Here is a 26,059-nt window from a genome sequence, read left to right on the forward strand (position 1 = left end):
TCCCAGTACAGCACGCGGCCGACCCGGCCGCCCGGCGCGCGCCGGGCCCCCGCGGGCGGGCCGGCCCGCGGCCCGGGCACGGTTCGGTCGCGGCCCGGAAGCGGTCCGGCCCTGGTCCGCGAGCGGACCGGACGCGGTTGCGGTCCTGGTCCGGGACGGGATGGATCGCAGGGGAGGGGATGCGGTGCGGCCCTGAGCCGGCTCAGTCGACCAGGAAGTCCGCCAGGCCCGCCTTGGCGCCCTGGAGGAACGTGACCATCTCCTCACGGGTGTAGATCAGCGCGGGCCCGTCGGGGTCGGTGGACTGGCGCACGGCGACCCGGCCGTCGGGCAGCCGCTTGGCCTCGACGCAGGAGCCCCCGTTGGTACCGCTCCAGGGCTTGTGCCAGCCCTCGGTTCCCAGCTCGCGGGCCGGCATGCCGTTGCGGACGGGGCCGTGGGAGGACGTGGATGCCATGGATCACAACTCCTTACGCAGTTCGCCCAGGATGTCCCTGGTCCGGGCGACCGGTTCCGCCTGCACGGACATCCGGTCCAGTACTTCGAGGTAGGTGACGACGTCCTCGGGCCGGTCGTAGTAGACCGAGCCCGCCAGGTTCTCGGTGTAGACGATGTCGGGCAGTTCGGAGAACCCGAAGCGGAAGTGGTGGAAGGGTCCGTAGGCTCCCGGGTGGGCCCCCACGGAGAACCGCATGACCTGGATCCGCACCTTCGGCAGGTCCAGGGACTCGATGAGGTGGTCTATCTGCGCCCGCATCACCTCGGCGCCGCCGACGGGACGGCGCAGCACCGTCTCGTCCAGGATGGCCCACATCACCGGGGCGTCGGGCTTGCTCAGCAGGTCCTGGCGCCGAAGGCGCAGGTCCACGCGGCGGGCGATGTCCTCCTTCGACTCGTTGGGGAAGCCGACGCGCATCAGCGCGGTGGCGTACTCGGGGGTCTGCAACAGGCCGGGTATGTAGTGGGGTTCGTACAGGCGGATGACGCTGGCCTCGCTCTCCAGGCTCACGTAGGCCTTGAACCACTCGGGCAGCACATCGCGGTACGAGTACCACCAGCCGGGCTTGTTGGCCTCGCGGGCCATGGCGACGAAGTCGTCGATCTCCGCGGCCGCCACCCCGTAGGTGCGCAGCAGTTCCTTCACGTACGGGATGCGCAGCCCGACTTCGGCCTTCTCCATGCGGCGCACGGTCAGCGGCGTCACCTCGATGACCCGGGCCGCCTCCTCGAACGACACTCCGGCCTGTTCCCGCAGTTGACGCAGGCGCTTGCCGAGAACCATCCGCAGAACAGTGGGTGCAGTGCCGCCAGAGCGGTTCTCGCTCACTCCTGACCTCCCGGAACGGCCGCCACAGCGGCAGTGTGCCACGCTCCGGGCGAGGGCGACAGAGTGATGCGGATCTTTCTGAAATTATCAGAACGCCGGTTGCGAGCTGAGTGTGTGCGACATCATAGTGATCCGGGGACCTGCCGCTCGCGCCCCGCACCCGGCGGACAACTGCGCGCGGCGGCAGGGGAACTGATGTTCCGTCAGGTGCGGTGCGGCCCCCACCGCACGGGACTGCGAGGCGAGACCTGGATGACCACCGTGACCGACGGACAGCCGAACGCCGAGGACGGCCCGGCCGGCCGTACGCCGACCGCCCTGGCCGGGCCGCCCGGGATCCCCGGCGTCGACACGGCCACCGGAAGCGCCGGGGCCGCCGGACAGGCCGGCGACGTCGCGAGCGAGCCGCTGCGTCTGCGTTCCACGGTGCCCGCCGACCCCTCGTGGGCATCGGCGGTCAGGCGTCTGGTCACCGCGCACCTGGCCGGGCTGCGGCTGCCGGCCGACCAGTGCGACAGCGCGGTGCTGGCCACGGACGAGCTGTTCGCCAACGCGGTCAAGCACGCGAGCACCGATCCGCGGGACACGGTCACCCTGACCGTCGAGTGGAGCGGCTGCACCCTGCGGGTGACGGTGGCCGACTCCTCTCCGGTACTGCCGCGGCGCCGCGCCGCGGACGCCGCCGCGGAGTCCGGACGCGGCCTGGCCATCGTCGCCGCGATCGCCGACGACTGGGGCATGGCCCCGCCCGAGCCCGGCCGCCGCGGGAAGAGAGTGTGGTTCACGCTACGGGGGAGGAGTGCGCGATGACCGCGTTCCCTGGCCCGGCCCTGGCCTTCGCACCGCCGGTGCGGGAGCACCTGGCCACACAGCGGTCCGCGGCCCGCACCCCGGGCCCGGCGGCGCCGCCTGCGGGGGCCGTCGTCCCGGCGGCCCGCGCCGGGGGCGAACGGACGGCCGGTGTGCGGCGGCCGGTCCATGAGACGCGACCCGCCGTGGACGAGGGTCCCGCCGGGCACCCGCAGGCCGCCGAACCGGAGGTGAGCACCGCCTGCGCCGTGGCGGCGGAGCTGGTGCGCAGGGCGGAGGAGGACCGGAAGGCGACGCGGGAGGCGGGCACCGCACCCACCCCGGAGCGCCGCCGCCGGGTCGCCGAGTGCCGGCGGGACAACGCAGCGGCCCTGGAGGCGATCGTGCGCCGGCACGGCTGGCCGGCCGCCGACCTCGTCGGTCCCACCGCGTCCACGGCGGCGTTGATGATCCTGTTGCACGCCCCCGACCTGGACTTCCGGCTGCGCTGCCGGGACCTGATCGAGCAGGCCACGGCGGACGGCCGCATCCCCGCGGTGCACTTCGCCTACATCGCCGACCACTGCGCCGTGGACCTGGGCGAGCCGCAGTTCTACGGGACCCGGGTCAACCCCGTCACGCTGCGCCCCTACCCGGTCCGCCGCCCGGACACGGTCGACGAGCGCCGCCAGGACGTCGGCCTCGGCCCGCTGGAGGAGCAGATGAGGGCGCTGCGCTCGGGCCGCTGAGCGCCGTGCCCGGCAAACGCCGCGGGGTGTCCGGGCGGCGGGTTTCGCAGGTCACCGGCGCGGACGGCAGGTTTCGCGGGTCACCGGGGAGGTACCCGCGCCTCGCCCAGCACGCCGAGCGCGAAGGGAGCAGGCCGTGACCGAGCACCGCCGAGGAACCCCCGGCGCGTACGGCGCGCGCGTCCCGAGGGACATGCCCGACCAGCAGGCCCGCCCCGGGGAGGACCCCTGGGAGGCCGCCGAGACCGGCACGCGCCGGGCGGGCCGCACGGAAGGCTCCGCCGGGGAGCGGGACGCATCCGAGGGCGGGGACCTGCCCGACGAGCGGGACGTGCCCGACACCGACGAGGCGGGCACCGGACGCCGGGGCGCCCCGCAGACCCGCACGGGGCATCCCGAGCACCCCGTGCCGGACGAGCCGCCCGGCTGATCCGCCGCCCGGTGGGCTCGCCCGGTTGATCCGACGCCCTTCTGAGTCTCGGCTGCCGCCTGGTTGATCCCCGCTGATCCCCTGCCCGGTCAGCCGACCTTCCGGCCCCGCAGGGGCTCGGTGGCCGCGCCGTCCCCGTGCTGCAGACCCTGCAACAGTTCCTGGACGGCCTCGGTCGCCGTGTGCTGCGGGTTCCAGCCCAGTTCGGTGCGGGCCCGGGTGCAGTCCAGCAGCGGAAGGCGCAGTACCGCGTCGAACAGGGGCGGCGAGGCGGGCAGCAGATGCAGCCCCCGGGCGGCGGCGATCGCCGGGCGGGCCGCGCCGCGCGGCGGGCGCCCCCGCCGCTGGACGCCCAGCAGCGCGCGGAGCACCTCGGCGTCCAGCGGCGGGGCGGCGGCCAGGTTGAACGCGCCGCGCACCTCGTGCCGCAGCGCCAGCTGGTAGGCCCGGGCACCGTCGTCCGTGTGCAGGGCCTGCACCCGCAGCCCGGGGATGTCCGGCAGGAACGGCAGCAGTTCGGGCCGGGCCAGCGGCCCCGGCAGGAACCGGCCGCCGAAGATGCGCCGCTGCTCGCTCGCGGACTCCCGCTTGAACATGAAGGCGGGGCGCATGCGCACCACCCTGATCTCCGGGTGGTCCCGCTCGAAGGTGTCCAGCGCCCGTTCCAGGTACGCCTTCTCCCGGGTGTACGCCGCGTCCGGCCAGCCGTGGGTCGGCCAGGACTCGTCCACGGCGTGGTCCTTCGGTCCCGGCGAGTAGGCGCCCACCGACGAGGCGTGCACCAGCACCGGCACCCGGGCGGCGGCCACCGCCTCGAACACCCGGATGCTGCCGAGGACGTTGGTGCGCCAGGTCGTCGCCGGATCGTGTGTGGGCTGGAAGGCCCAGGCCAGGTGGATCACGGCGTCGGCGCCCGCGAACTGTCCGGCGAGCGAGGTCTGCTCGGAGGCGATGTCGACCGCCGACCACTGCGTCTTCGGCGGCGACCAGTCCGGGATCCGGCGGGCCAGGCCCCGGACGGTCCCGATGTCCGGATCCTCGGAGAGGAGGCGGACGACACTGGTCCCGACGTTGCCGGTGGCACCCGTGACGACGACCCTGTTGCCCGGTGCACTGCTCACCTTGGGGCTCCTCTCGGCGGGGCTGACGATCGCACCCCCGAGTACCCGGTCCCCGCAGATCAACCCGGCCGCAGGACGCCTCAGGCCGCGAACGCGTCCACGCCCGTCAGCTCCGCCGACAGCGCCCACAGCCGGGCGGCCTCGGCGGGGTCGGTGGCCCACGGCTTGACCCCGCCCGTCACCACACCGTCCCGGGTCTCGACACCGTCCCGGGCCGGCTCCGCGATGTCGCAGTCCTCCAGGTAGACGCCGCCCAGGCCGTCCAGTCGCGGGGAGGTCGCCGCCCAGACCTGGGTGGCGGCGCCCTGCTGCGGGGACTTGAACTGCTCGGGGTGCAGCACGGTGCCGTTCTCGTCGATCCAGCCGCGCTCGATCATCTCCTCCTTCGCCAGGTGGCGCTGGAGCGGGGTGAGGATGCCGCCGGGGTGCAGGGCGAAGGCCCGCACGCCGCGGTCCCGGGCGAGCCGGTCCAGGTGGACGGCGAACAGGACGTTGGCGGTCTTGGCCTGGCCGTACGCGGCCCACTTGTCGTAGCCCTGCCGCCAGTGCGGGTCGTCCCAGCGGACGGGGGAGAAGTGGTGGCCGCGCGAGGAGACCGAGACCACCCGGGCCCCGCCCGGCTCGATCGCCGGCCACAGGCGGTTGACCAGCGCGAAGTGCCCGAGGTGGTTGGTGGCGAACTGGGCCTCCCAGCCCGGGCCGACCCGGGTCTCGGGGCAGGCCATGATGCCGGCGTTGTTGATGACGATGTCCAGGGTGCGGCCGGAGGCCAGGAACCGCTCGGCGAAGCCGCGGACGCTGTCCAGGTCGGCGAGGTCGAGCTCGTCGACCTCCGTGCGGTCGATGCCCGCCAGCGCCTCCTCGGCGACGTCCGGCCTGCGCGCGGGGACGACGACGTGGGCGCCGGCCTTGGTCAGCGACCGGGTGGTCTCCAGGCCGAGGCCCGAGTAGCCGCCGGTGACGATCGCGAGCTTTCCGGTCAGGTCGATGCCCCGCAGGACGTCGTCGGCGGTGCTGGTCGCGCCGAATCCCGAACCGATCTTGTGCTGTGGCGTAGTGCTCATGTCGGCACGCTACGAACTGGAGCGCTCTCGAAGTCAAGCCCGGCGCCGCGCGATCCGCCGGACGGGGAGCGGACAGGAGAAAGCCCCGGCCGGACGGGGGGATCGCGGCCGGGGCGGTCCAGATGTGGGTACGCATGGCGGTCGCCTCTCGGCGAGACGCTCCACAGGGCTTCAGCCGAACGATCGTCCCTGTGGGCAATAGGTGAGGCCCGGGGACACTGTCCCATCCGCACCCACGCAGGGTTCAACGGATACCGAAGGTCCGGTGTTCCGGGTTCTGCCGGTAATTGCGGTGATCTGCGTCACTCCGGTGGGATCCGCACGGCATCGGCCTCCGCGGCGGGACCGCGACTGTCCGGCCCTTCCTCGGCGGCGAGGCGACCGTCCTGGGCCTCCCGTGTCGCGCCGCGATCGTCCTGGGCCTCGCGTGTGGCGCCGTCACTGTCGTGCGCTTCCGGCGTGGCGCCGTGTCCCTCCGGGGCCTCGCGCGTGGCGCCGTGACCGGCGTGCGCTTCCCCGGTGGCGTCCCGGCCGGCCTGCGGCTGCTCCGCGACGTGCCGGTCGTCCCGCGCCCGGTGCGCGGACGCCCGGTCGTCGTCCTCTTCCCGTACGGTGCCCCGGCCGGCCGCCGCCTCCCGGGCCGCGCCCGGTGCGGCCTCCGTCCACAGGCTCTCGGCCTGCAGCAGCAGCGACCCGAGGACCGTCGCGCGGGCCGCCTCCCGACCCGCGTGCTCCCGCAGTTGCTGCTGCAGCCGGTGATGCAGCTCCCGCCACACCGCCTGGGCGCGGCCGTCCGGCCCGCCGGCCTCGGGTTCGCCCAGCAGGCGCCGGCTCTCCGCGTGGCAGGCCGCGGCGATCAGCTCCAGCAGATCGGCGTACGTGCGCAGCACCGGCCCGTCCGGCGGCGCGGGCGCGCGGTCCTCGTCGGCCGCGATCACCAGCGTCCGGGTCAGTGCCCGCACGTGCCCGGTGATCCGGCTCCAGCGTTCGTCCTCCTCCTCGGCCGGCACCGACGACGGCGCCCGGCGCAGCGCGCGCAGCACCCCGCTGGTCAGGCGCAGGCTCTCCTGCGCCCAGCGCCGGGCCGAGTGCAGCGTGTCCAGGCGCTGCTCCAGCCGGGCCGCGCCGCGGGACCAGCCGGCCGCGGTGCGCGCGTCCCAGTCGCCGCCGCGCAGGTCGCCCGCGACCGCGCACACCACGTCACCCGCCTCCCGGGCGACCGCGGCCAGGTTCTCCCGTACGTCCCGCAGGTGGATCGGCGGCAGGACGAGCGCGTTGACGGCGACCCCGATCGCCGCGCCGAGCGCCGCCTGCCCCAGCCGGTGCCCGACCGAGGCGGCCGAGACACTGCCCGAGGCGAGCGTGAACACCGCGGTGGTGGCGCCGTAGATGCCCTGGTCGCCGAAGCGCGGCCAGTTCGCCAGCAGCACCAGCAGCGGCAGGGACACGGCGAGCGCGCCCAGGGTGTGCCCGGTGACCGAAAGGGCCGCCGACGCCAGCAGGGTGCCCACGCAGATCGCCGCGCACTGCTGGGTCGCCTGCCGCAGCGAGCCGTACACGGTGGCCCGCACCATGACCAGCGCCACCCAGGGCGCCATCATCGCCATCGGGTCGCCCAGCCGGTCGGCGGCGACGAACCAGGCGAGCAGGGCCGCCGCGGCGGCCTTCAGGGACTGCACCACCACGTCCCGCTCCCGGCCGGGGCCGCGCACCGCGGCCCGGGCGGCCCGCCAGACCCGGTGCGCCTCCTCGCCCACGGCGTGCAGCGGGTGCGGGCCGAGCAGCCGGTCCGGCAACGAGCCCAGGCCGGCCGGGCGGCGCCGTGGCGGCGGCGCTCCGGGGCGGGGTGAGGTCCGTGGGGAGTCCGGCGGCGAGTCGTCGAGCCGGTCTCGCTGGGAAGGGTGCGGCACACGCGTCATTCGGGGCGGGTATCCGCAAGGCGGCCGACCCCTGCGCGCGGAATGCGTCACATGTGCGCTGCGCGGGGCCGGCCGGCCGCGGGGCGGCGCCGCGGCCGGCCCGCTCAGGCCAGGGGGCTGTCCTTCAGCGACGCCAGCAGGTGCGCGGGATCGTCGTACACCGTGTCCGCGCCCGCCTCCTGAAGGTCGGCGCGCGGGATCCCGCCGCACAGCAGGCCCACGCACCGCACCCCGGCGCGGCGGCCGGCCCGCATGTCCCAGACGGTGTCGCCCACGAACACCGCCCGCTCCTTCGGTACTCCGACGAGGTCCAGGGCGTGCTGGACCGGTTCCGGCGCGGGTTTGCCCTCCTCCACGTCGTCGGAGGAGGCCGTGGCGGCGATGGCGTCGTCGGCGTCGATGGCGCGGCGCAGCGCGCTCAGCTCCGGGCCGCTCGCCGAGGTGGCCAGGACCACCGTCCAGCCGTCCTCGTGCAGGCGGCGCAGCAGCCGTCCGGCGTCGGCGAAGGCGGGCAGCCGGTCGAAGTACTGGGCGTACAGCGCGGTGTGCGCCGCGCTCAGCCGGGCGTCCTGCTCGGTGTCGCGGTCCTCGCCGAGCAGATGGGCGATCAGGTCCGTCGAGCCGAGGCCCACGGAGCGGTGGATGGCGTGCATCGGCACCCGGTGGCCCGCCTGCCGGAAGGCCTCCCACCAGGTGGCGACGTGGAGGTGGTTGGTGTCGACCAGGGTTCCGTCGACGTCGAACACGGCGGCACGGTCCATCCGGGGTTCCTCTCCTGCGCTTCTCGGTGTCGTTCTCGCTCGGCAGGTCGCCCGCCGCTGTGCGTCGCGGGCGCGGCTGTGCGTTCGGGTACCACGTCAGGCGCCCGCCACGCCGGGCGGCACACGACGCTCCCGGGCCCAGCCCAGCAGGTCGTCCAGGGACCACGTGGTCACCACCCGCTCCGGCGGCACCCCGCACTCCTCGGCGCGGGCGCAGCCGTTGATCTGCCAGTCCAGCTGCCCCGGCGCGTGGGCGTCGGTGTCGATGGACAGCAGCGTCCCCGCATCGACCGCGCGGCGCAGCAGCCGCCGGGGCGGGTCCAGCCGCTCCGGGCGGCTGTTGATCTCCACGGCGGTGCCGGTCTCGGCACACGCGGCGAACACCTCGTCCGCGTCGAACGTGGACTCCGGGCGGCCCCGCCCGGTCAGCAGCCGGCCGGTGCAGTGGCCGAGCACGTCGGAGTGCGGGTCGCGGACGGCGGCCACCATGCGGCGGGTCATCGCCCGCGCGTCCATGCGCAGCTTGGAGTGCACGGACACCACGACGACGTCGAGTCGCTCCAGCAGGTCCGGTTCCTGGTCGAGGGAGCCGTCCTCCAGGATGTCGCACTCGATGCCGGTGAGCAGCCGGAAGGGCGCCCAGGTCTCGTTGAGCTCCGCCACCACCCGCAGCTGCTCGCGCAGCCGGTCGGGGGACAGCCCGCGGGCCACGGTCAGCCGCGGCGAGTGGTCGGTGAGCACCGCCCACTCGTGACCGAGGCCCGCCGCGGCCCGGCCCATCTCCTCGATCGGGCTGCCACCGTCGGACCAGTCGGAGTGCAGGTGGCAGTCGCCGCGCAGCAGCGCCCGCAGCCGCGCGCCGGGCCCGGTGGGCGGGCCGCCCGCCTCGTCCTCCAGCTTGCGCAGATACCCGGGCACCTGCCCGGCCGCCGCCTCCCGCGCCACCTCGGCGGTCCGCGGGCCGACGCCCTTGAGCGCCTCGAGGGTCCCGGCCGCGGCCCGCTCGGCGATCTCGCCGGCCGGCAGGGCGGACAGCACCCTGGCGGCCGTGCGGAACGCGCGCACGCGGTACGTCGGCGCCTGCGAGCGCTCCAGCAGGAAGGCGATCCGCTCCAGTGCCTCGACGGGGTCCATGGCCACCTCCACCCCCAGGGTTGCCCAGGTCCGGGCGGGCCCACCACACGGCGGCCCGGGTTTGCCCGGCACACCCCCGGGTACTGCGATGCCTCGTCCGGCAGCACCCCCACCCCCAGGAGGCACCGCCATGTCCGCGCCCGCACCCGCCGCCGCGAAGGTGGCCGTGATCACCGGTTCCGACTCCGGCATCGGCCGCGCCACCGCCGTCCGCCTGGCCGAGGCGGGGCTGGACGTCGGCATCACCTGGCACAGCGACGAGGAGGGGGCCGAGCGGACCGCCGAGGAGGTCCGTTCCCTGGGCCGCCGGGCGGCGGTCACCCGGATGGACCTCACCCGGCTGCCCGCGGCCGCCGACGCCGTCGACGAACTGGCCGACGCCCTCGGCGACCGCATCGACGTGCTGGTCAACAACGCGGGCACGGGTACCGCCACGCCGTTCCTCGACCTGCGTCTGGACGATGTGCGCCGGGTGCTGGACGTGGACCTGGTCGGGCCGCTGCTGTGCGGGCAGAAGGCGGCCCGCCGGATGATCGCGCAGGGCGGCGGCGGCCGCATCGTCAACGTCACCTCGGTGCACGAGCACCAGCCCCGGGTGGGCGCCGGCCCGTACTGCGCGGCCAAGGGCGGCCTCGGCCTGCTCACCCAGGTGATGGCCCTGGAACTGGCCGAGCACGGCATCACCGTCAACGCCGTCGCCCCCGGCGAGATCGCCACGCCGATGACCGGGCAGGAGGACACCGACGTGCACACCGAGCACCGCCCCGGCGTGCCGCTGGGCCGTCCCGGCGACGCCCGCGAGGGCGCCGCCGTGATCGCCTTCCTCGCCGGCCCCGACGCCTCCTACGTGACCGGGGCGTCCTGGAGCGTGGACGGCGGCATGCTCCGCATGGGCCCGATGGCCGGCTCCCACATGACCGGCGACGACTGGCGGCGACCCTGACCGACCCGGCCCGCGCGCCGCCACGGACGTGCGGCCCCCCACGTGTCCGTCGCACGGCCCGCGCGCAGACCGTACGACCCCCGCAGGTCCGCCGCACGGCCCGCGCCTCGGCCGTACGGCCCGCGTCCGCCGTACGGCACGGCGCGTGCCCCCTCTGCGACACCGCGTCCGCAGGGCGGCCCGTGCGGCAAAGACGGCGCAAAGAACTCCTTGACCGCCGCCCCGACGTGTTGTCCACCCTTCCGACCTAGGCTGGAACACATGACCGAGAGCTCGTGCCCCCACATCTCCCAGCCACGCATCAGGGTGTCCCGGGTGCAGCCGGGCGACCCGCCGTTCCGCATCGTGGAGATCGACGGTGAGGTGATCGGCGAGGCCAGGACCGTCACCGACGTCCTGGAGGCCGCCGCGGCGTTCGGCATCACGGTGCACGACCTGGACGACCCGGACGCGGTCCGCTGGGTGGGCGGCGACAAGTTCACCTGGACGACCCGCTAGGTTCTTCCGTCCGGTCGGGCCGGATGGGGTGCGGGTCTGGTGGAGGACACCCGCCCGCCCCGTTCAAGCGGTGCAGCGGACGAGCTGATCAACTGGCGCGTTCCGCTCTGTCCGCAGCCAGGACGCTGTCGAGCACCGCGGCGAACCTCTTCAGTGCGTCCTCACGCAGGGACACGTAGCAGCGTGTGCCTTCCATGCGTTGCAGGAGGAGCCCGGCGTCGCGGAGCACCTTGATGTGGTGGCTGAAGGTGGACTGGGCGAGGTGCACGTCGAAGTCCGTGCGCATGTGTTCGTCGCCGTCCGCGAGGACGCTCATGATGTAGAGGCGGACGGGGTCACCGAGGGCTGAGAGCACTTTCGCGAGGGTGACCGCTTCGAGGTCGGGATGGGTCAGTTCTCTGGGCACGACCCCAGCATACTTCGAACATCGACGAAATTCGATTATTGTGGTGTGCGGGCACCGTCCAGCCGCCCCCTGCGTTGCCTCACCCGTGAAGGGGCGCGATACCGAGGAGGGCTAAGCGGGAGCCTCGGCGCCGGGCCGCGTCGTCGCACCGGCCCGGCCATCCGTCCCGAGTGAGGAAGTACCGTCATGAAGCATCAGCCCACCCTCGACGGCCGCGTGGCGATCGTGACCGGCGCAGGATCGGGGATCGGCCGGGCGACCGCGCTCGCGATGGCCGAAGCGGGGGCTCACGTCCTCGGTGTGGGGCGGCGCCGCAGCGCCCTGGAAGAGACCGCCGCCCTGCATCCCGGCATCGCGACCCTCGCCGTCGACGTGCGCCTGGAGCAGGCTCCCGAACTGATCATCGGCGCGGCGATCGACCGATGGAAGCAACTGGACGTGCTGGTGAACAACGCGGGCGCCACCGCACGCGTTTCCTTCCATGAAGTGACACGCCGGCGCATCACCGATCTGTTCGACCTCAACGTCGTCGCGCCCACCATGCTCGCTCAAGCGGCGTTCCCCCATCTGCGCCGCACCCGCGGATCGATCGTCAACATCTCCAGCACCTACGGCCACCGCCCGCAGCCCGGCGCCGCCCACTACGCGGCGTCCAAGGCCGCCGTGGAACAGCTGACCCGTACCTGGGCGCTGGAACTGGCCGGGGACGGGGTCAGGGTGAACGCCATAGCGCCCGGCCCGACCGAGAGCGAGGCGCTGTCCATGAGCGGTCTCACCGAGGAGGAGGTGGCACGGGTCAAGAAGGAGCAGGCCGCCCTCATCCCCCTGGGCAGGCGAGGCCGACCCGAGGAAGTCGCGTCCTGGATCGTGCGCTTCGCCGATCCCGCGGCGACCTGGCTCACGGGCCAGATCCTCACGATCGACGGCGGGTTGGAACTCGTCTGACCCCCGCCTGCCTGCCGGGGCGGGGACCGTGACACGCGGGTTGCTCGCACCGCCCCCTGCCGGTCCCCGCCGGTTCCGCCGACGACACCGAGCCGGGCACCGACGCCACCTCGCTCCCTGATCCGGACTGAACGAGAACGAAAGCCCCTACGCCACCCTGATCCCCACGATGCACGTGTCGTCGTCCGTGTCCGACCTGCTGTAGGTGAGCAGGCGGTCGAGCTGCTGGTCCAGCGTCCTGGGCGCGCTGCGGGCCGTGGTGAGCAGGTGGGTCAGGGACTCCTCCACCGACCGGTCCCGGCGTTCGATCAGCCCGTCGGTGTACAGCAGCAGGGTGTCCTCCGGCGCGCACTGCACCTCGGCCTCCTCGTACCCGGCCTCGGGCACGGCGCCCAGCAGCAGGCCCTTCACCAGCGGCAGCGGTGCCGCCTCCCGTCCCCGCACCAGCACCGGCGGCAGATGCCCGGCCCGCGCCCAGCGCAGCGTGCGCCGCTCGGGGTCGTACACGGCGCAGACCGCGGTGGCGGTGACGGCGCCGGTCAGATGGTGGGCCACGATGTTCAGCCAGGACAGCAACTGGCCCGGTCCCGCCCCCGTCACGGCCAGGCCGCGCAGCGCGTTGCGCAGCACGACCATGCTGGTGGCGGCCTCGATGCCGTGGCCGGCGACGTCCCCGACGCACAGCAGCACCAGCCCGGAGGGCAGCACCACGGCGTCGTACCAGTCGCCGCCCACCAGATGCTCGGTCTCCGCGGGCCGGTAGCGCACCGCGACCTCCAGACCGGGCACCGTCAGCGGTGCCTGGGCCGGCGGCATGATGGCGTGCTGCAACTGCAGGGCCAGCCGGTTGCGTTCGCTCGCCTGCTGCTCGGTGTGGGCGAGCTGGTCCCGGGTGGCGGCGAGCGCCACCTCCGTCCAGTGCTGGGCGGAGATGTCCTGGTAGGCGCCCCGGACGACGAAGAGCCGGCCGTCGGTGTCGAGCACCGGCTCGGCGACCACCCGGATGTGCCGGGTCACCCCGTCGGGGCGCTGCAGCCGGAACGCCGCAGAGGCCGGCCGCCGGCGGTGCAGCAGGGTGCGCAGGAACCGCCCGAGGGCCACCGCGTCGTCCGCGTGGGCGTGCGCGGGCAGCTCCTCCAACGGCACCGGCCCGCTCGCCGGGGACCTGCCGTACAGGTGGAACAGCTGGTCGTTCCAGGTGATCTCACCGGTGAGCAGGTTCTCCTCGAAGCCGCCGATGCGGCCCAGGCGCTGGGCGTGCTGGAGCAGACTCGCCAGCCGGGCCGTCTCGTCCTCGATGCGCCAGATCAGCAGCACGCTGCTGCCGTGCCGGCTGATGCTGATGTCCGCGACCGCCGACAGCGCCACCTGGTCGACCAGCGCGGTCAGCTGCATCCGGCGCGCCCGGAACGGCTCACCGGTGGCGTACACCCGCTCCACCCGCTGGAACAGCTCGCTGCTCCCGGCCGCCAGCGGGTACGCCTCCAGGAGCAGCGCACCGCTGATCACGGCGCGCGGACGGCCCGCCGGGTCCAGGAAGCGGCTGTTGACGTGCTGGATGCGGAAGTCCACCAGCTGCCCGGAGCCGTCGAGGTGCGGCACCAGGACCAGCGCCGGGTCGTGCAGCCCGTCCGCGAGGTCCATCAGTTCGGCGGCGTCCGGCAGGAGAGGCCGTTCGCCGCCCGCCTCCTGAGGCACCGTGGACGTCTCCAGGGTGTGCGCGCACAGCTCGGCGAGCGCCTCCACCTGCCGCACGACCTGCGGCGGCTGCGGCTCCAGCGGCCCCGGCCAGGCGATCTCCAGGACGCCGTGGATGCGGCCCCCCGTCCCGGCGGGCACCGCGACCCGCCCGCCGTCCGGGTACAGGTGGCGGCCGATGGTGGGCAACCCGGTGGCGGAGAGCGACTCGAACCACTGGCCGTCGCGCTCGGTCAGACCGCGGCGTGCCACGGTGGCCACCTCCGGCGGCACGTAACGCCATCGGGTGGCCTCCGCCGGGGAGAACCCGGCGCTGCCGGCGAGGGTGAGCGAGCCGTCGGCGCCCGCGGCCCACACGGCCACGGCCACCGCGCCGAGCGGGCGCAGCGCGTGTTCCAGCAGGGAGTCGGCGACGGCCTGGGTGTCGTCGGCGGCCAACGCGCCGCTCTCCGCCGTCCGCAGCCGCACCGCGGCGGCGTCCCGTTCGGGTGCCGCCGCGGCGGCCAGGAAGGTTCCGGTGACCTCCACCACCCGGTCACGGGCGGCCTGGTTGATGACCTCCACCGCGAACTCCAGCGGGGTGACCCGAGCCTGCTCGGTGAGCTCCGCGAGCTGCCGGGCGGCCTGCGCGGGTCCGCAGCCGAGCCGTTCCACCAGGATGCCCTTGGCCAGCTCGATCAGGGCCCGGCCCTCCGCCTCCGCCTGCGCGGCCCGCACCTCGCGGCGCAGCCGCTCGACGGTCGCGGCCAGCCGGCCGACGGGGGAGGTGGGGGAGACGCCCGCCAGGTCCGGCACCGGCGGATCGCCGGCCACCGTCCGCGGGCCGCCCACGGACGGCTCCGGGCGCGGCTCGGCGCCGTCCGGCTCACGTGTCTGCTCGGGCGTGCTCACGATGCGGATGCTCCTCGGCTGGACGACGCTGGGACGCGGCGGGTGCCGCGCCGGGCCGGCCGCGTGCCGCCGGCCGGCGGCACGGGCACGGTGACCGGCGCGTTCACGCCGGCAGCCAGCGCCGGACGCAGGCGATCAGGTCGTGGGTGTCGACGGGCTTGGTGACGTAGTCGCTGGCGCCGGACGCCAGGGGCTTCTCCCGGTCGCCGGGCATCGCTTTGGCGGTGACGGCGATGATCGGCAGCTCGGCGTACTGCGGCAGCCGGCGGATCTCGGCGGTGGCGGTGTAGCCGTCCATCTCCGGCATCATCACGTCCATCAGCACCAGCGCGATGTCCGGGTTGCCGAGCAGGGTGTCGATGCCCTTGCGGCCGTTCTCCGCGTGCAGCACCCGGAAGCCGTACATCTCCAGGATGCCGCTGAGCGCGAACAGGTTGCGGGCGTCGTCGTCGACGACCAGGACCGTGCGGCCCTGGAAGCTGTCGTCGACCGGCGGCGCGAGGTCCTGGGGGTCCTCGGGACGCACCAGGGAGAGCACGTCGCCGGGTTGCTCGGCGGACAGGTGCAGGGCGATGCGCTCGCGCAGTTCGTCCAGGCTGGAGAGGACCTCCGGCGACCCGTCGTCGCGGTGCGCGCGCGGGGCCGTCGCCCGGGCCTCGCCCGGCCGCCTGCCGCTGTGGACGAGCACCGGTACGCCCGCCAGCGCCGAGTCGCCCCGCAGGGCCTCGAGGAAGCGGTCGGCCTCCCCGTCGGGCATGTCCAGGTCCAGCACCACGCAGTGGCACGGCTCGGCGGCCAGCGCGCCCGCCGCCTCCTGCGCCCCGACGGCGGTGATGACGTCCACCGCGGGCGGTGCGGAGCCGTCGTCCGGGGTGTGCCGGGCCGCGTCCGCGACCACGCTCTCGGCGACCAAGGTCAGCAGCCCGCGCGTCCGTTCCTCCACCACCAGCAGCCGGCGCGGACGCCGCCCGGCACCGGCCGCCTGCGGGACGGCCTCCTGGGCCGCGGAGGCGGCGGGGACCAGCTCGGCCGGCTCCTTGCGCGCGGGGCGGCCGCTGCCGAGCAGTTCCTCGAAGTCGGGCCGGGCCACGGGCAGGTACAGCGTGAAGGTGCTGCCCCGGCCAGGGGTGCTGTCCACCGCCACGGCCCCGCCGAGCAGGTGGGCGATCTCCCGGGTGATGGACAGGCCGAGCCCGGTCCCGCCGTACTTGCGGCTGGTGGTCCCGTCCGCCTGCTGGAACGCGCCGAAGATCGACTCCAGGTGCTGCTCCTGGATGCCGATGCCGGTGTCCTTCACCCGGAACGCCACGACGGCGCCGCCGCGCACGACGTCCGCGGGCACCTCCTCGTCGGAGGCGGGCTCGATGGACAGCTCGACGCTGCCCTGCTCGGTGAACTTCACGGCGTTGGACAGCAGATTGCGCAGCACCTGCCGCAGCCGGGAGTCGTCGGTGAGCAGGTCCGCGGGCGCGCCCGGGGACGTGCGGACGGAGAACTGCAGCCCCTTCTGGGTCGTCATCGGCCGGAAGGTGGCCTCGACGTACTCGATGAGCCGGCTCAGCGGCACCCGCTCGGGGGCGACATCCATCTTGCCGGCCTCGACCTTCGACAGGTCGAGGATGTCGTTGATCAGCTGCAGCAGGTCGCTGCCCGCGGAGTGGATGATCCCGGCGTACTCCACCTGCTTGGGGGTGAGGTTGCGCGAGGGGTTCTGGGCGAGCAACTGGGCGAGGATGAGCAGGCTGTTGAGCGGGGTGCGCAGCTCGTGGCTCATGTTGGCCAGGAACTCCGACTTGTACTTCGAGGCCAGCGACAACTGCTGGGCGCGGGCCTCCAGTTCCTGCCGGGCCTGCTCGATCTGCAGGTTCTTCGCCTCGATGTCGGCGTTCTGCGCGGCGAGCAGGGTGGCCTTCTCCTCCAGTTCCGCGTTGGAGCGCTGCAGCTCCTCCTGCTGGGACTGCAACTCGGCGGAGCGCTGCTGGAGTTCGGCGGTCAGCCGCTGCGACTCCTGGAGCAGCTCGTCGGTGCGGGCGTTGGCCACGATCGTGTTGAGGTTGACCCCGAGCGTCTCGCGCAACTGCTCCAGGAAGTCCCGGTGGATCGGGGTGAACGCGGTGACCGAGGCCAGCTCGATGACGCCGAGGACCTGATCCTCGAAGAGGATCGGCAGCAGGATCAGCGCGGCCGGCACCGCCTGGCCGAGCCCGGAGGAGATGCTGACGTAGCCGGGCGGCAGCTCGTCGACGGCGATGGTGCGGCGGCTGCGCGCGGCCTGGCCGACCAGCGAGCGGCCGAAGGCGAAGCGGGTGGGCCGCTCGTCGTCGTCGGGCCTGCCGTAGGAGCCGACGAGGCGCAGCTCCGGGCCGCGCTCGCCGTCCTCGGCGAGGTAGAAGGCGCCGTACTGGGCCGACACCAGCGGTGTCAGCTCCTCCATGATCAACTCGGCCACCACGGGCAGGTCCCGGTGGCCCTGCATCAGCCCGGCGATGCGCGCCAGGTTGGTCTTCAGCCAGTCCTGCTCCTGGTTGGCCCGCGTGGTCTGGCGCAGGGACTCCACCATGGAGTTGATGTTGTCCTTCAGCTCGGCGACCTCGCCCGAGGCCTCGACCGTGATCGAGCGGGTCAGATCGCCCTCGGCGACGGCGCTGGCCACCGCGCCGATCGCGCGCACCTGCCGGGTCAGGTTCCCGGCCAGCTCGTTGACGTTCTCCGTCAGCCGCTTCCAGGTGCCCGAGACACCCTCCACCTCCGCCTGGCCGCCCAGGCGTCCTTCGGTGCCGACCTCGCGGGCGACGCGGGTGACCTCGTCGGCGAAGGCGGAGAGCTGGTCGACCATCGTGTTGATGGTCGTCTTCAGCTCCAGGATCTCGCCGCGGGCGTCGACGTCGATCTTCTTCGACAAATCGCCCCGGGCCACGGCGGTCGTCACCAGCGCGATGTTGCGCACCTGGCCGGTCAGGTTGTTCGCCATCGAGTTGACGTTGTCGGTGAGGTCCTTCCAGGTGCCCGCCACGTTCGGCACGTGTGCCTGGCCGCCCAGGCGTCCTTCGGTGCCGACCTCGCGGGCGACGCGGGTGACCTCGTCGGCGAACGCCGAGAGCGTGTCGACCATCGTGTTGATGACGTCGGCGAGCGCCGCCACCTCGCCCTTGGCCTCAACGGTGATCTTGCGTGAGAGGTCGCCGCGGGCCACGGCGGTGGCGACCTGGGCGATGGAGCGCACCTGGCCGGTCAGGTTGGACGCCATCACGTTGACGTTGTCGGTGAGGTCCTTCCAGGTGCCCGAGACGCCCTTGACGTCGGCCTGGCCGCCCAGGCGTCCTTCGGTGCCGACCTCGCGGGCGACGCGGGTGACTTCGTCGGCGAAGGCGGAGAGCTGGTCGACCATCGTGTTGATGGTGTTCTTCAGTTCCAGGATCTCGCCGCGGGCGTCGACGGTGATCTTCTGGGAGAGGTCGCCCTTGGCGACCGCGGTCGCCACCTGGGCGACGTTGCGGACCTGGGCGGTGAGGTTGCCCGCCATGAAGTTGACCGAGTCGGTCAGGTCCCGCCAGGTGCCCTTGACGCCCTTGACGTCGGCCTGGCCGCCGAGGCGTCCTTCGGTGCCGACCTCGCGGGCGACGCGGGTGACTTCGTCGGCGAAGGCGGAGAGCTGGTCGACCATCGTGTTGATGGTGTTCTTCAGTTCCAGGATCTCGCCGCGGGCGTCGACGGTGATCTTCTGGGAGAGGTCGCCCTTGGCGACCGCGGTCGTCACCTGGGCGACGTTGCGGACCTGGGCGGTGAGGTTGCCCGCCATGAAGTTGCCCGAGTCGGTCAGGTCCCGCCACACCCCGGCGACACCGTGCACCTTCGCCTGGCCGCCGAGGCGTCCTTCGGTGCCGACCTCGCGGGCGACGCGGGTGACTTCGTCGGCGAAGGCGGAGAGCTGGTCGACCATCGTGTTGACGGTGTTCTTCAGCTGCAGGATCTCGCCCCGCGCGGGCACGTCGATCTTCTGCGACAGGTCGCCCTTGGCCACCGCCGTGGCCACCTGCGCGATGTCACGCACCTGCGTGGTCAGGTTCCCGGCCATCGCGTTGACCGAGTCGGTCAGGTCGGCCCAGGTGCCGGAGACCCCCGGCACCTCCGCCTGACCGCCCAGCGTGCCCTCGGTGCCCACCTCCCGGGCCACGCGGGTGACCTCGGAGGTGAACACGGACAGCTGGTCCACCATGCCGTTGAACACCGTCGCGATGTCGCCCATGAGGCCGCCCGCGTCCTCGGGCAGACGCGTCCCGAAGTCGCCGTCCCGCACGGCCGTCAGGCCCGCCAGGAGCTGCCTCAGCTCTCCCTCGCCCGGCACCGCGTCGACGACCTCGGCCCTGTCGCTGGTCATGCGCCCCCTCGTCCCGCTCCCCAGGAGTCCCCGAAGGCGAGGACTCGACCACCCCGGCGGACCGTGACCGGCCCGCACCGCATGCAGTCCGCCTGGTGCGGATCTGCGCGATGAGAAAATACGCCGCAGGTTAACCCACCTGGCCTTCACCGAACAAAACACTCCGCCACATCCCGTCCACCGAAAACCCTGACCCGGACCCCCGCGGTCCGCGGGCGGGACGGCGCGGTTCGGCGGTGTGTCCGGCCGCCCACCGGACGGTCGTTCTCCCAGGTGGCGCCGGCGCCCGGTCGGCCGCATGCGGCCGGGCGCGGAGGGTAGTCGGTGCCGTGGAGCCGGAGCGGATGGGTCAGGGCCGGGGGCGGGAGCGCCCCGTTCGCCGGAAACGCGCACCCGTCCCGGGAGAAAGGAGCAGTGTGACCACCGACGGCAGTGTGACCACCGACGCCATCTGGTCCTACCGGCCGCAGGCCGCCCCCGCCGGGGGCACGGACCTGAGCGGCTTCACGGTGACCGGCGCCGACGGCACGATCGGCCATGTGGACCGGGAGGCCGACCACTTCGGGATGCGCCACCTGGTCGTGGACACCGGCGCGTGGGTGTTCGGCAAGAGCGTGCTGGTGCCGGCCGGAGTGGTGCTCGGCATCGACCCGGACGAGCGCAGGATCACGGTGAGCTGTTCGCGGGCGGAGGTCAAGGCTGCGCCGCGCTTCCATGTCGACAGCGAGACCATGGACCCGGACTACCTGACCCGCGTGGGGGCGTACTACCACAGCCTTCCGCCCGCCGCGCGGGCCACCGCCTGAGCGGGCCGGCACGGCGACGCACCCGGGGGCCGGGGGCGGAGCGGCGCGGGCACGGCACGGGGACGGCCGCGGCGCCCGCGCACGGGCGCCGCGGCCGTCCCCGTGGGGCCGGGTGGCTCAGCCCACCGTCCACTTCTGGTTGGCGCCGCCGGTGCACGTCCAGATCTGCAGGCGGGTGCCGTTGGCCGAGGTGTTGCCGGTGACGTCCAGGCACTTGTTCGCCTGCGGGTTGACGATGTCGTGCGCGTCGGTGACGACCCACTTCTGGTTCGGGCCGCCGGTGCAGTCCCACAGCTGGACGGTGGAGCCGTCCGCGGTGCCGTTGTCGGTCACGTCCAGGCACTTGCCCAGCGCGCGCAGCGTGCCGTCGGAGCCGACCGTCCACTGCTGGGCGGCGGTGCCGTTGCAGTCGTAGAGCTGGACGGGTGTGCCGTTGGCGGAATTCGCGCCGGCCACGTCCACGCACTTGCCCGCCAGCCCCCGGATCGCGGCGCCGGTGGAGGTGTTGCTCGTGGTGACCGAGACCGAGTCGACCACCAGCTGCTGCGGGAAGGACGTGGAGGCGTCCGGGTCGCCGGGCCAGTAGCCGCCCACCGCGAGGTTCAGGATGAGGAAGAACGGCTTGTTGAACACCCAGGTCTTGCCGCCCAGGTCGGCGGGGGGGCGGCGCTGGTAGACGGTGCCGTCCACCGACCAGCTGATCGAGTCGGGGGCCCAGTCCACGGCGAAGGTGTGGAAGGCGTCCGCGAAGGCCTGGCCGTTCGGCAGCGAGTAGGGCGCGCCGATGCCGGCGGAGCCGGAGTAGCCCGGGCCGTGGATGGTGCCGTGCACCGTGGAGGGCTCGAAGCCGACGTTCTCCATCACGTCGATCTCACCGGAGTTCGGCCAGCCCACCTGCCCGAGGTCGGTGCCCAGCATCCAGAATGCCGGCCACATGCCCTGCCCCCGGGGTATCTTCATGCGGGCCTCGACGTGCCCGTACTGCGCGGCGAACTTCCCGGAGGTGTTCAGCCGGGCCGAGGTGTACTGGCAGGTGCCGTACCAGCACTGGTAGTTGGCGGGGTTCTCGCGCCGCGCGGTGATGACCAGATGGCCCTGGCCGTCCAGGGCCGCGTTCTTCGTGCCCGAGGTGTAGTACTGCCGCTCGTGGTTGTTGACGTTGTCGCCGGTCTCCAGCTGCCACTTGGAGGAGTCGACGGCCGCGCCCGCGGGTCCGTCGAAAGTGTCGGAGAACGTCGTCACCGCCGCGGCGGAGGCGGAGGTGGTGCCCGAGCCGGCCGCCTGCGCGGGCCCGGCCAGGGCGGATCCGGCGAGCAGGGCGGACAGGGCGGCGAGCAGGCATCTGCGGAGCGGGCGGGGGGCGGCCACGGCTCTCCCTTCCGTGCGGCGGCCCGGTGCGGGGCGCGCCGACCGTGGTGGGGGGTGAAGGTGTCGCCCTTGATTTAAGGAGTGAACTAAGGGGTCGTCAATACCGTGGTGCGGACTGGTCGGTGAACGGCCGCTCAGGCACGCTCGCGCGGGGCGCGCGCGTGGACCGCCCGGCCCAGCCTCCGCCCCAGCAGCAGATGACCGGCGAGCGCCCCCGCCGTGTTGAGGATGACGTCGTCGATGTCGAACGCCCGCCCGGTGATCAGCGCGCCCTGGGCGAACTCCACCAGCAGCATGACGATCGCGGTCAGTGCCACCACGCGCAGCAGCCCGCGCGCCCGCGGCGCCACCCCCGGCACCAGCACCCCGAACGGCACCCCGAGCAGCAGGTTGCCGCCGATCTGCTTGACCGTGTCGCGCAGCCCGGGCTGCTCCAGGTAGGCGCGCAGCGAGCGGCCCGGATGCAGATTGGTGTGCACCAGGGGCGAGGAGGCGGGCGAGGGCTCGAGCGTCAGCCGGGCCAGGACCACGGCGAAGGCCACCATGAAGGCGAACGCGCCCGCCATCGCCAGCAGCCGGAGCGGCCAGGCCAGGGGCCGTCGACCGCCGGCCACCGGGCGTGGGCGTAGGTGTAGGCGCGGTCGCGGGCGCGGTCGCGGCGCGCGCCGCGGTTTCGTCGCGTGTGATCCGGCCCTGAAGTGCAGACGAAGCGCGCCCCGGGACATCTCCGGCCTCCCGACGTCAACTGGCCCTTGTGCACCCCCGGTTACCCGCGAACCACCCGACGATGCCGTCGCCGCTCCCGCGTGCCGCGCCGGCTCGGGGCACCCCCACCGGGCCGGTTTCCGTTGCTGCTGACGGGGCATCCGGGGTCCGGACCCGCGCGCCGCCGTGCCGCCCTCGGCCGGGGCGGTGCTTGGATGCCGAAGGGCGCGTACGCGAGGTACGGCGCGGATCGACGGAGGAAAGCCGAGCCTGCGGAGGTGGTGGCGGGTGAACCCGCGCAGAACACTCCTCGCCGTGGGCGGGGTGCTGGCCTGGTGGGCCGCGCTCGTCGTGCTGTGGCTGATGCTGATCAGCACCGTCTACACCCTGGAATGGGTGGTCGGCGCGGGCGCCGCGGGCGTGGGCGCGCTCGTCGCGCGGGCCGGCCGGCAGGCGGTGAAGCGGCGGTGAACGGCTGGATCCCGGCCGCGACGGTCGTCCTGGCCGGCGGCCTCGGCACGACCCTGTGGGGGGTGTCCACCGGCGGGCTCGGGCGCCGCGTCATCGCCCAGAACCTCTCCACCGCCCTGGTCTGCCCCGGCCTGCTGCTGCTCGCCCAGGGCTACGGCCGCACCTCCTACGTCGACCTCGCGCTGCTGCTGGCCCTGCTCGGCCCGGTCGGCACGCTCGTCTTCGCCCGGCTGCTCGCCGACGACCTCGCCGAGGAGAACCCCGCCGGCTGGGGACCGACCTGGGCGGCCGTGACGGTCGGCGTGGTCGTCGTGCTGGTGCTGTGCGCGGTGACGGGACCGGGCCGGGCGATGGTGAAGCTGCTGATCGTCGGGGCCCTGCTGATCGGCGGCAACCTGCTGGCCTCCCGGGCGCTGTCCGGCGGCTTCCCGGGGGTGGGCCGTGGCTGACGCGGTGATCGTCGTCGCCCTGCTGGCCGTCGCCGTCGCCGCCACGGCCGCCGTCGTCAACCGCGACCCGGCCCGCCAGGCGCTCGTCCTGGCCGTGCTCGGCACCGCCCTCGCCGTGCTGTTCACCGTGCTGCAGGCACCCGACGTCGGGCTGTCGCAGCTCGCCGTGGGCTCGGCCCTCACCCCGCTGCTGATCATGCTGTCGGTGCGCAAGGTCCGGCGGCGCTCCGCCCACGGCAAGGACGGCACGCAGTGACCCCGCGCGTGCGGCTGTGGCTGGTGTGCCTGGGCGGCGGCGGCCTGGCCGCGCTGCTCGTCGCGGCCTGCCTGCGCCTGCCCGCCTTCGGTGGCCTGTGGCACCCCTACGGCGACCGGGCCGTGCGCACCTCCCTGGCCCGGCACACCGCCAACACCGTCGCCTCCGTCAACTTCGACCAGCGCGCCTTCGACACGATGGGCGAGATGACGATCCTGTTCGGGGCCGTCCTCGGCTGCGTGGTGCTGCTGCGGCAGGCCCGCGACGAGCACCGCGACCCGCCCGAGCCCTGCGAGGTCGTCCCCCCGGTGCGCCGCTACGCGCTGATCGTGCTGCCCGTCGCCCTGGTCACCGGCCTGTACGTCATCGCCCACGGCCAGCTCAGCCCCGGCGGCGGGTTCCAGGGCGGCGTGGTCGCCGCGACCTCCCTGCACCTGATGTACCTCGGCGCCGACTACGCCGCCCTGGAACGCATCCGTCCCGTCGAGGCCTACGAGGTCACCGACGCGCTGTCCGCCTCGGCCTACCTGCTGCTGGGCCTGGCCGGGGTGCTGACGGGCACCGCCTTCCTCGCCAACACCCTGCTGCCCTACGGCACCTTCAACACGCTGTCCTCCGGCGGCACCGTGCCGCTGCTGAACGCGGCCATCGGCGTGGAGGTCGCCTGCGCGGTGGTGGTGCTGCTGGCCCGCTTCCTGGACCAGGCCGTCGAGATCGAGGAGGCGAAAGGGGAGATGAGCGCGCCGTGAGTTCCGTGCTGCACGTGCTGCCGTACCTGGTGGCCGCGTGGGGGTTCCTGGCCGGCTGCTACGGCCTGGCCACCAGCCGCAACCTGATCCACGCGGTGGGCTGCCTGGCGGGGTGCCAGTCGGCGACGTACATCCTGCTGCTGGCCGTCGGCTACCGCGACGGCGGCACCGCGCCCGTCTTCTCCGACATCCGGCCCGGCTCCCGGCCCGTGGTCGACCCGGTCGTGCAGGCCCTCACCCTCACCGACATCGTCGTCGGCGCCACGGTGACCGCGCTGCTGCTCGCGCTGACCGTGCAGATCGCCAAACGGCACGGCACCGTGGACCCCGACGAGCTGAGGGAGCTGCGCGGCTGATGCACCATCTGCTGCCGCTGCTGCCCGCGATCCCGCTGCTGGTGGCCGCCGTGCTGGTCGCGGGCGGCCGCCGGCTGCCGCGGCCGGCCGCCGAGTCCCTCGCCTCCCTGACCGCGGCCGCGACGGCCGCCCTCGCCGTGTTCCTGCTGCTGCACTCCTCGCCGCCGCTGGTGGAGTGGGTCGGCGGCTGGTTCCCGCGGCACGGCGAGAGCGTGGGCATCGTGCTGCTGGGCGATGGCGCCTCGCTCGGCATGGCGGCGCTGGTGTCGCTGCTGACGCTGGCCGCGCTGGCGTACTCCTGGCACTACTTCGACGAACCGCCCCGCGGCCACGCCGGTTCCTACCCGGCGATGATGCTGCTCTTCCAGGGCGGCATGTGCGGCTTCGCGCTCGCCGGCGACCTCTTCAACGCGTTCGTGTTCTTCGAGCTGATGGGCGTCGTCGCCTACGCGCTGACCGGCTACCGCATCGACGAGGCCAAGGCGGTGCAGGGCGCGCTGAGCTTCGCGCTCGTCAACTCGCTCGGCGCGTACTTCATGCTCATGGGGATCGCCCTGCTGTACGCCCGCACCGGCGAGCTGGCCATGGCGAAGATCGGGCAGGGGCTGGACCGGGCGGCCGGGCACCACGGGCCGGACGTGCTGGTCCTGGCCGGCTTCGCGCTGTTCCTGACCGGACTGCTGGTCAAGGCCGCCGCCGTGCCCTTCCAGTTCTGGCTGCCCGACGCGCACGCCGTCGCGCCCACCCCCGTGTGCATGCTGCTGTCCGGTGTGATGGTCGAACTCGGCGTCTACGGCGTCTGGCGGGTCCACGGGCTGGTCTTCGCCGGGCCGGGCGGCGTGCCCGCGGCCGACGCCACGCGGGTGCTGGTGGTGCTCGGCGTGCTGACCGCCGCCGTCGGCTCGGTGATGTGCTGGTACCAGCGGCACATCAAGCGGCTGCTGGCCTTCTCCACCATCTCCCACACCGGCCTGTTCCTGCTCGGCATCGGCGTGCTCAGACCCGAGGGCGACGTGGGGACCGCGTTGTACGTGCTCGGCCACGCGGGTGTCAAGGCCGCGCTGTTCGCGTGCGCCGGCGTGCTGCTGGACCGCTACGGCACCGTCGACGAGTTCCAGCTGCACGGCCGGGCCCGGCGCCTGCGCGGCGTCGGCGTCCTGTTCGCCGTCGGCGCCCTGGCCCTGGCCGGGCTGCCGCCCTTCGCCACCGGCCTGGGCAAGGCCGTCAGCGAGGAGGCCGTCGGCGGCCCGCTCACCGTCGTGTACGTCCTCGCCTCGGCGCTGACCGGGGGAGCGGTGCTGCGGGTCGCCGCCCGGGTCTTCCTCGGCCTGGGCCGCCGGCCCGCGGCGGAGGACGGGCAGGAGCGCGAGGAGGACAAGACGTCCGGCGGCTCGGAAGAGCCGGAGACCCGGCAGCGGCTGACCGGGGTCCCGGCGACGATGCGGACGGTGCCCGCGGTGCTGCTCGCAGCGGCCCTCCTGGCCGGGGCCGTGCCCGGCTTCGCCGAGGCGGCCGGGCACGCCGTGGAGGAGTCCGGCAGCCCGGGGGTGTTCTCCTCGGCGCACTGGACCGCGAGCGGGGTCCTGCTGGACCTGCTGTCCACGCTGCTGGCGGCCGTCCTCGCGGGCGTCGCCGTGGCCCGGCCCGGGCTGCTGTCCGCCCCCGGCTGGGCGCTGCCGCTGCGGCGCCTGCAGTCGGGGCACGTCGGCGACTACGTGGCCTGGCTGCTGCTGGGCACGGCCCTGCTCGGGGCGCTCGCCCTGCCGGGCGTGCTGGGCTGACCCCGGCGGCGGTGACGTCAGTAGCATGAGCGCGGCAGCCCGAGGCGATCAGGCGAGGAGCGGAT

The 26,059-nt window shown here is 73.9% G+C and carries 24 protein-coding genes and 1 pseudogene; 13 read left to right on the forward strand and 12 right to left on the reverse strand.

The window, feature by feature from the left end; genetic code table 11:
- Nucleotides 1-202: 202 nt before the first annotated feature.
- On the reverse strand, nt 203-457 hold the full coding sequence (locus GV126_RS11485; protein WP_159665080.1) for a DUF397 domain-containing protein: 255 nt from the start codon (nt 455-457) through the stop codon (nt 203-205).
- 3 nt (nt 458-460) lie between these two features.
- A complete protein-coding gene (locus GV126_RS11490; RefSeq protein WP_500304459.1) occupies nt 461-1,327 on the reverse strand; it encodes a Sco1979 family transcriptional regulator in 867 nt (288 codons plus the stop codon).
- Between the two features lie 252 nt (nt 1,328-1,579).
- Between GV126_RS11490 and GV126_RS11495 the strand changes: the two genes are divergently transcribed.
- From GV126_RS11495 to GV126_RS11505, 3 genes are all read left to right on the forward strand, one after another.
- Nucleotides 1,580-2,137 carry an ATP-binding protein gene (locus GV126_RS11495; protein WP_159665086.1) on the forward strand — a complete coding sequence of 186 codons (558 nt, stop codon included), beginning with the start codon at nt 1,580-1,582 and terminating at the stop codon, nt 2,135-2,137.
- Nucleotides 2,134-2,865, forward strand: a complete 732-nt coding sequence (locus GV126_RS11500; protein WP_328707334.1) for a DUF6624 domain-containing protein — start codon at nt 2,134-2,136, stop codon at nt 2,863-2,865. The genes GV126_RS11495 and GV126_RS11500 overlap by 4 nt, the downstream gene beginning before the upstream one ends.
- 136 nt (nt 2,866-3,001) lie before the next feature.
- Nucleotides 3,002-3,295 (forward strand): hypothetical protein, encoded by a 294-nt coding sequence (locus GV126_RS11505; protein ID WP_159665089.1) that lies wholly within the window; start codon nt 3,002-3,004, stop codon nt 3,293-3,295.
- A gap of 89 nt (nt 3,296-3,384) precedes the next feature.
- Here GV126_RS11505 and GV126_RS11510 read toward each other — a convergent pair whose 3' ends face one another.
- The 5 genes and pseudogenes from GV126_RS11510 to GV126_RS11530 form a co-directional block, all read right to left on the reverse strand.
- Nucleotides 3,385-4,416, reverse strand: coding sequence for an SDR family oxidoreductase (locus GV126_RS11510; RefSeq protein ID WP_159665092.1), 1,032 nt, complete (start codon nt 4,414-4,416; stop codon nt 3,385-3,387).
- Nucleotides 4,417-4,496: 80 nt separating this feature from the next.
- Entirely contained in the window at nt 4,497-5,480 is a 984-nt protein-coding gene (locus GV126_RS11515) for an SDR family NAD(P)-dependent oxidoreductase (RefSeq protein ID WP_159665265.1), read from the reverse strand.
- A gap of 629 nt (nt 5,481-6,109) precedes the next feature.
- Nucleotides 6,110-7,237 (reverse strand): annotated as a pseudogene (locus tag GV126_RS11520) (FUSC family protein); the annotation flags it as partial.
- Between the two features lie 266 nt (nt 7,238-7,503).
- Nucleotides 7,504-8,160, reverse strand: a complete 657-nt coding sequence (locus GV126_RS11525; RefSeq protein WP_159665271.1) for an HAD family hydrolase — start codon at nt 8,158-8,160, stop codon at nt 7,504-7,506.
- Nucleotides 8,161-8,256: 96 nt separating this feature from the next.
- Complete coding sequence (locus tag GV126_RS11530) at nt 8,257-9,294, reverse strand: PHP domain-containing protein (protein ID WP_159665274.1); 1,038 nt, start codon at nt 9,292-9,294, stop codon at nt 8,257-8,259.
- Nucleotides 9,295-9,424: 130 nt separating this feature from the next.
- On the opposite strand from GV126_RS11530, the gene GV126_RS11535 reads away from it, so the two are divergent.
- Nucleotides 9,425-10,237: an SDR family oxidoreductase gene (locus GV126_RS11535; protein ID WP_159665277.1), complete on the forward strand. Its 813-nt coding sequence runs from the start codon at nt 9,425-9,427 to the stop codon at nt 10,235-10,237.
- 261 nt (nt 10,238-10,498) lie between these two features.
- On the forward strand, nt 10,499-10,735 hold the full coding sequence (locus GV126_RS11540) for a hypothetical protein (protein WP_159665280.1): 237 nt from the start codon (nt 10,499-10,501) through the stop codon (nt 10,733-10,735).
- 88 nt (nt 10,736-10,823) lie between these two features.
- Here GV126_RS11540 and GV126_RS11545 read toward each other — a convergent pair whose 3' ends face one another.
- The gene (locus GV126_RS11545; protein ID WP_159665283.1) at nt 10,824-11,141 is read right to left on the reverse strand and encodes an ArsR/SmtB family transcription factor; all 318 of its coding nucleotides are present in this window, start codon (nt 11,139-11,141) and stop codon (nt 10,824-10,826) included.
- 186 nt (nt 11,142-11,327) lie between these two features.
- Here GV126_RS11545 and GV126_RS11550 point away from each other — a divergent pair, with 186 nt between their 5' ends.
- Nucleotides 11,328-12,086: an SDR family NAD(P)-dependent oxidoreductase gene (locus tag GV126_RS11550; protein ID WP_159665286.1), complete on the forward strand. Its 759-nt coding sequence runs from the start codon at nt 11,328-11,330 to the stop codon at nt 12,084-12,086.
- 147 nt (nt 12,087-12,233) lie between these two features.
- On the opposite strand, the gene GV126_RS11555 is transcribed toward GV126_RS11550, so the two are convergent.
- A complete protein-coding gene (locus GV126_RS11555) occupies nt 12,234-14,675 on the reverse strand; it encodes a SpoIIE family protein phosphatase (protein ID WP_159665289.1) in 2,442 nt (813 codons plus the stop codon).
- A gap of 103 nt (nt 14,676-14,778) precedes the next feature.
- Nucleotides 14,779-19,053: a HAMP domain-containing protein gene (locus tag GV126_RS11560; protein WP_159665292.1), complete on the reverse strand. Its 4,275-nt coding sequence runs from the start codon at nt 19,051-19,053 to the stop codon at nt 14,779-14,781.
- A 434-nt stretch (nt 19,054-19,487) separates the two neighbouring features.
- On the opposite strand from GV126_RS11560, the gene GV126_RS11565 reads away from it, so the two are divergent.
- Nucleotides 19,488-19,859 (forward strand): PRC-barrel domain-containing protein, encoded by a 372-nt coding sequence (locus GV126_RS11565; RefSeq protein ID WP_159673566.1) that lies wholly within the window; start codon nt 19,488-19,490, stop codon nt 19,857-19,859.
- A gap of 117 nt (nt 19,860-19,976) precedes the next feature.
- Here GV126_RS11565 and GV126_RS11570 read toward each other — a convergent pair whose 3' ends face one another.
- Nucleotides 19,977-21,227 carry a ricin-type beta-trefoil lectin domain protein gene (locus GV126_RS11570; protein WP_159665295.1) on the reverse strand — a complete coding sequence of 417 codons (1,251 nt, stop codon included), beginning with the start codon at nt 21,225-21,227 and terminating at the stop codon, nt 19,977-19,979.
- Nucleotides 21,228-21,361: 134 nt separating this feature from the next.
- Entirely contained in the window at nt 21,362-21,952 is a 591-nt protein-coding gene (locus GV126_RS11575) for a VanZ family protein (protein ID WP_159665298.1), read from the reverse strand.
- 268 nt (nt 21,953-22,220) lie between these two features.
- Here GV126_RS11575 and GV126_RS11580 point away from each other — a divergent pair, with 268 nt between their 5' ends.
- The 6 genes from GV126_RS11580 to GV126_RS11605 are packed head-to-tail and all read left to right on the forward strand — an operon-like array spanning nt 22,221 to nt 25,994.
- On the forward strand, nt 22,221-22,403 hold the full coding sequence (locus GV126_RS11580) for a hypothetical protein (RefSeq protein ID WP_159665301.1): 183 nt from the start codon (nt 22,221-22,223) through the stop codon (nt 22,401-22,403).
- Nucleotides 22,400-22,852: an MrpF/PhaF family protein gene (locus tag GV126_RS11585; protein ID WP_159665304.1), complete on the forward strand. Its 453-nt coding sequence runs from the start codon at nt 22,400-22,402 to the stop codon at nt 22,850-22,852. The genes GV126_RS11580 and GV126_RS11585 overlap by 4 nt, the downstream gene beginning before the upstream one ends.
- Nucleotides 22,845-23,108, forward strand: a complete 264-nt coding sequence (locus tag GV126_RS11590; protein WP_159665307.1) for a Na(+)/H(+) antiporter subunit B — start codon at nt 22,845-22,847, stop codon at nt 23,106-23,108. The genes GV126_RS11585 and GV126_RS11590 overlap by 8 nt, the downstream gene beginning before the upstream one ends.
- Entirely contained in the window at nt 23,105-23,857 is a 753-nt protein-coding gene (locus GV126_RS11595; RefSeq protein WP_159665310.1) for an MnhB domain-containing protein, read from the forward strand. The genes GV126_RS11590 and GV126_RS11595 overlap by 4 nt, the downstream gene beginning before the upstream one ends.
- A gap of 5 nt (nt 23,858-23,862) precedes the next feature.
- Nucleotides 23,863-24,213: a sodium:proton antiporter gene (locus GV126_RS11600; RefSeq protein WP_159673568.1), complete on the forward strand. Its 351-nt coding sequence runs from the start codon at nt 23,863-23,865 to the stop codon at nt 24,211-24,213.
- Nucleotides 24,213-25,994: a complex I subunit 5 family protein gene (locus tag GV126_RS11605; protein ID WP_159665312.1), complete on the forward strand. Its 1,782-nt coding sequence runs from the start codon at nt 24,213-24,215 to the stop codon at nt 25,992-25,994. The genes GV126_RS11600 and GV126_RS11605 overlap by 1 nt, the downstream gene beginning before the upstream one ends.
- Nucleotides 25,995-26,059 lie beyond the last annotated feature (65 nt).

Origin of the sequence: Streptomyces mexicanus, from assembly GCF_902506575.1 — a bacterium.
Taxonomy (GTDB): Bacteria; Actinomycetota; Actinomycetes; order Streptomycetales; family Streptomycetaceae; genus Streptomyces; species Streptomyces mexicanus.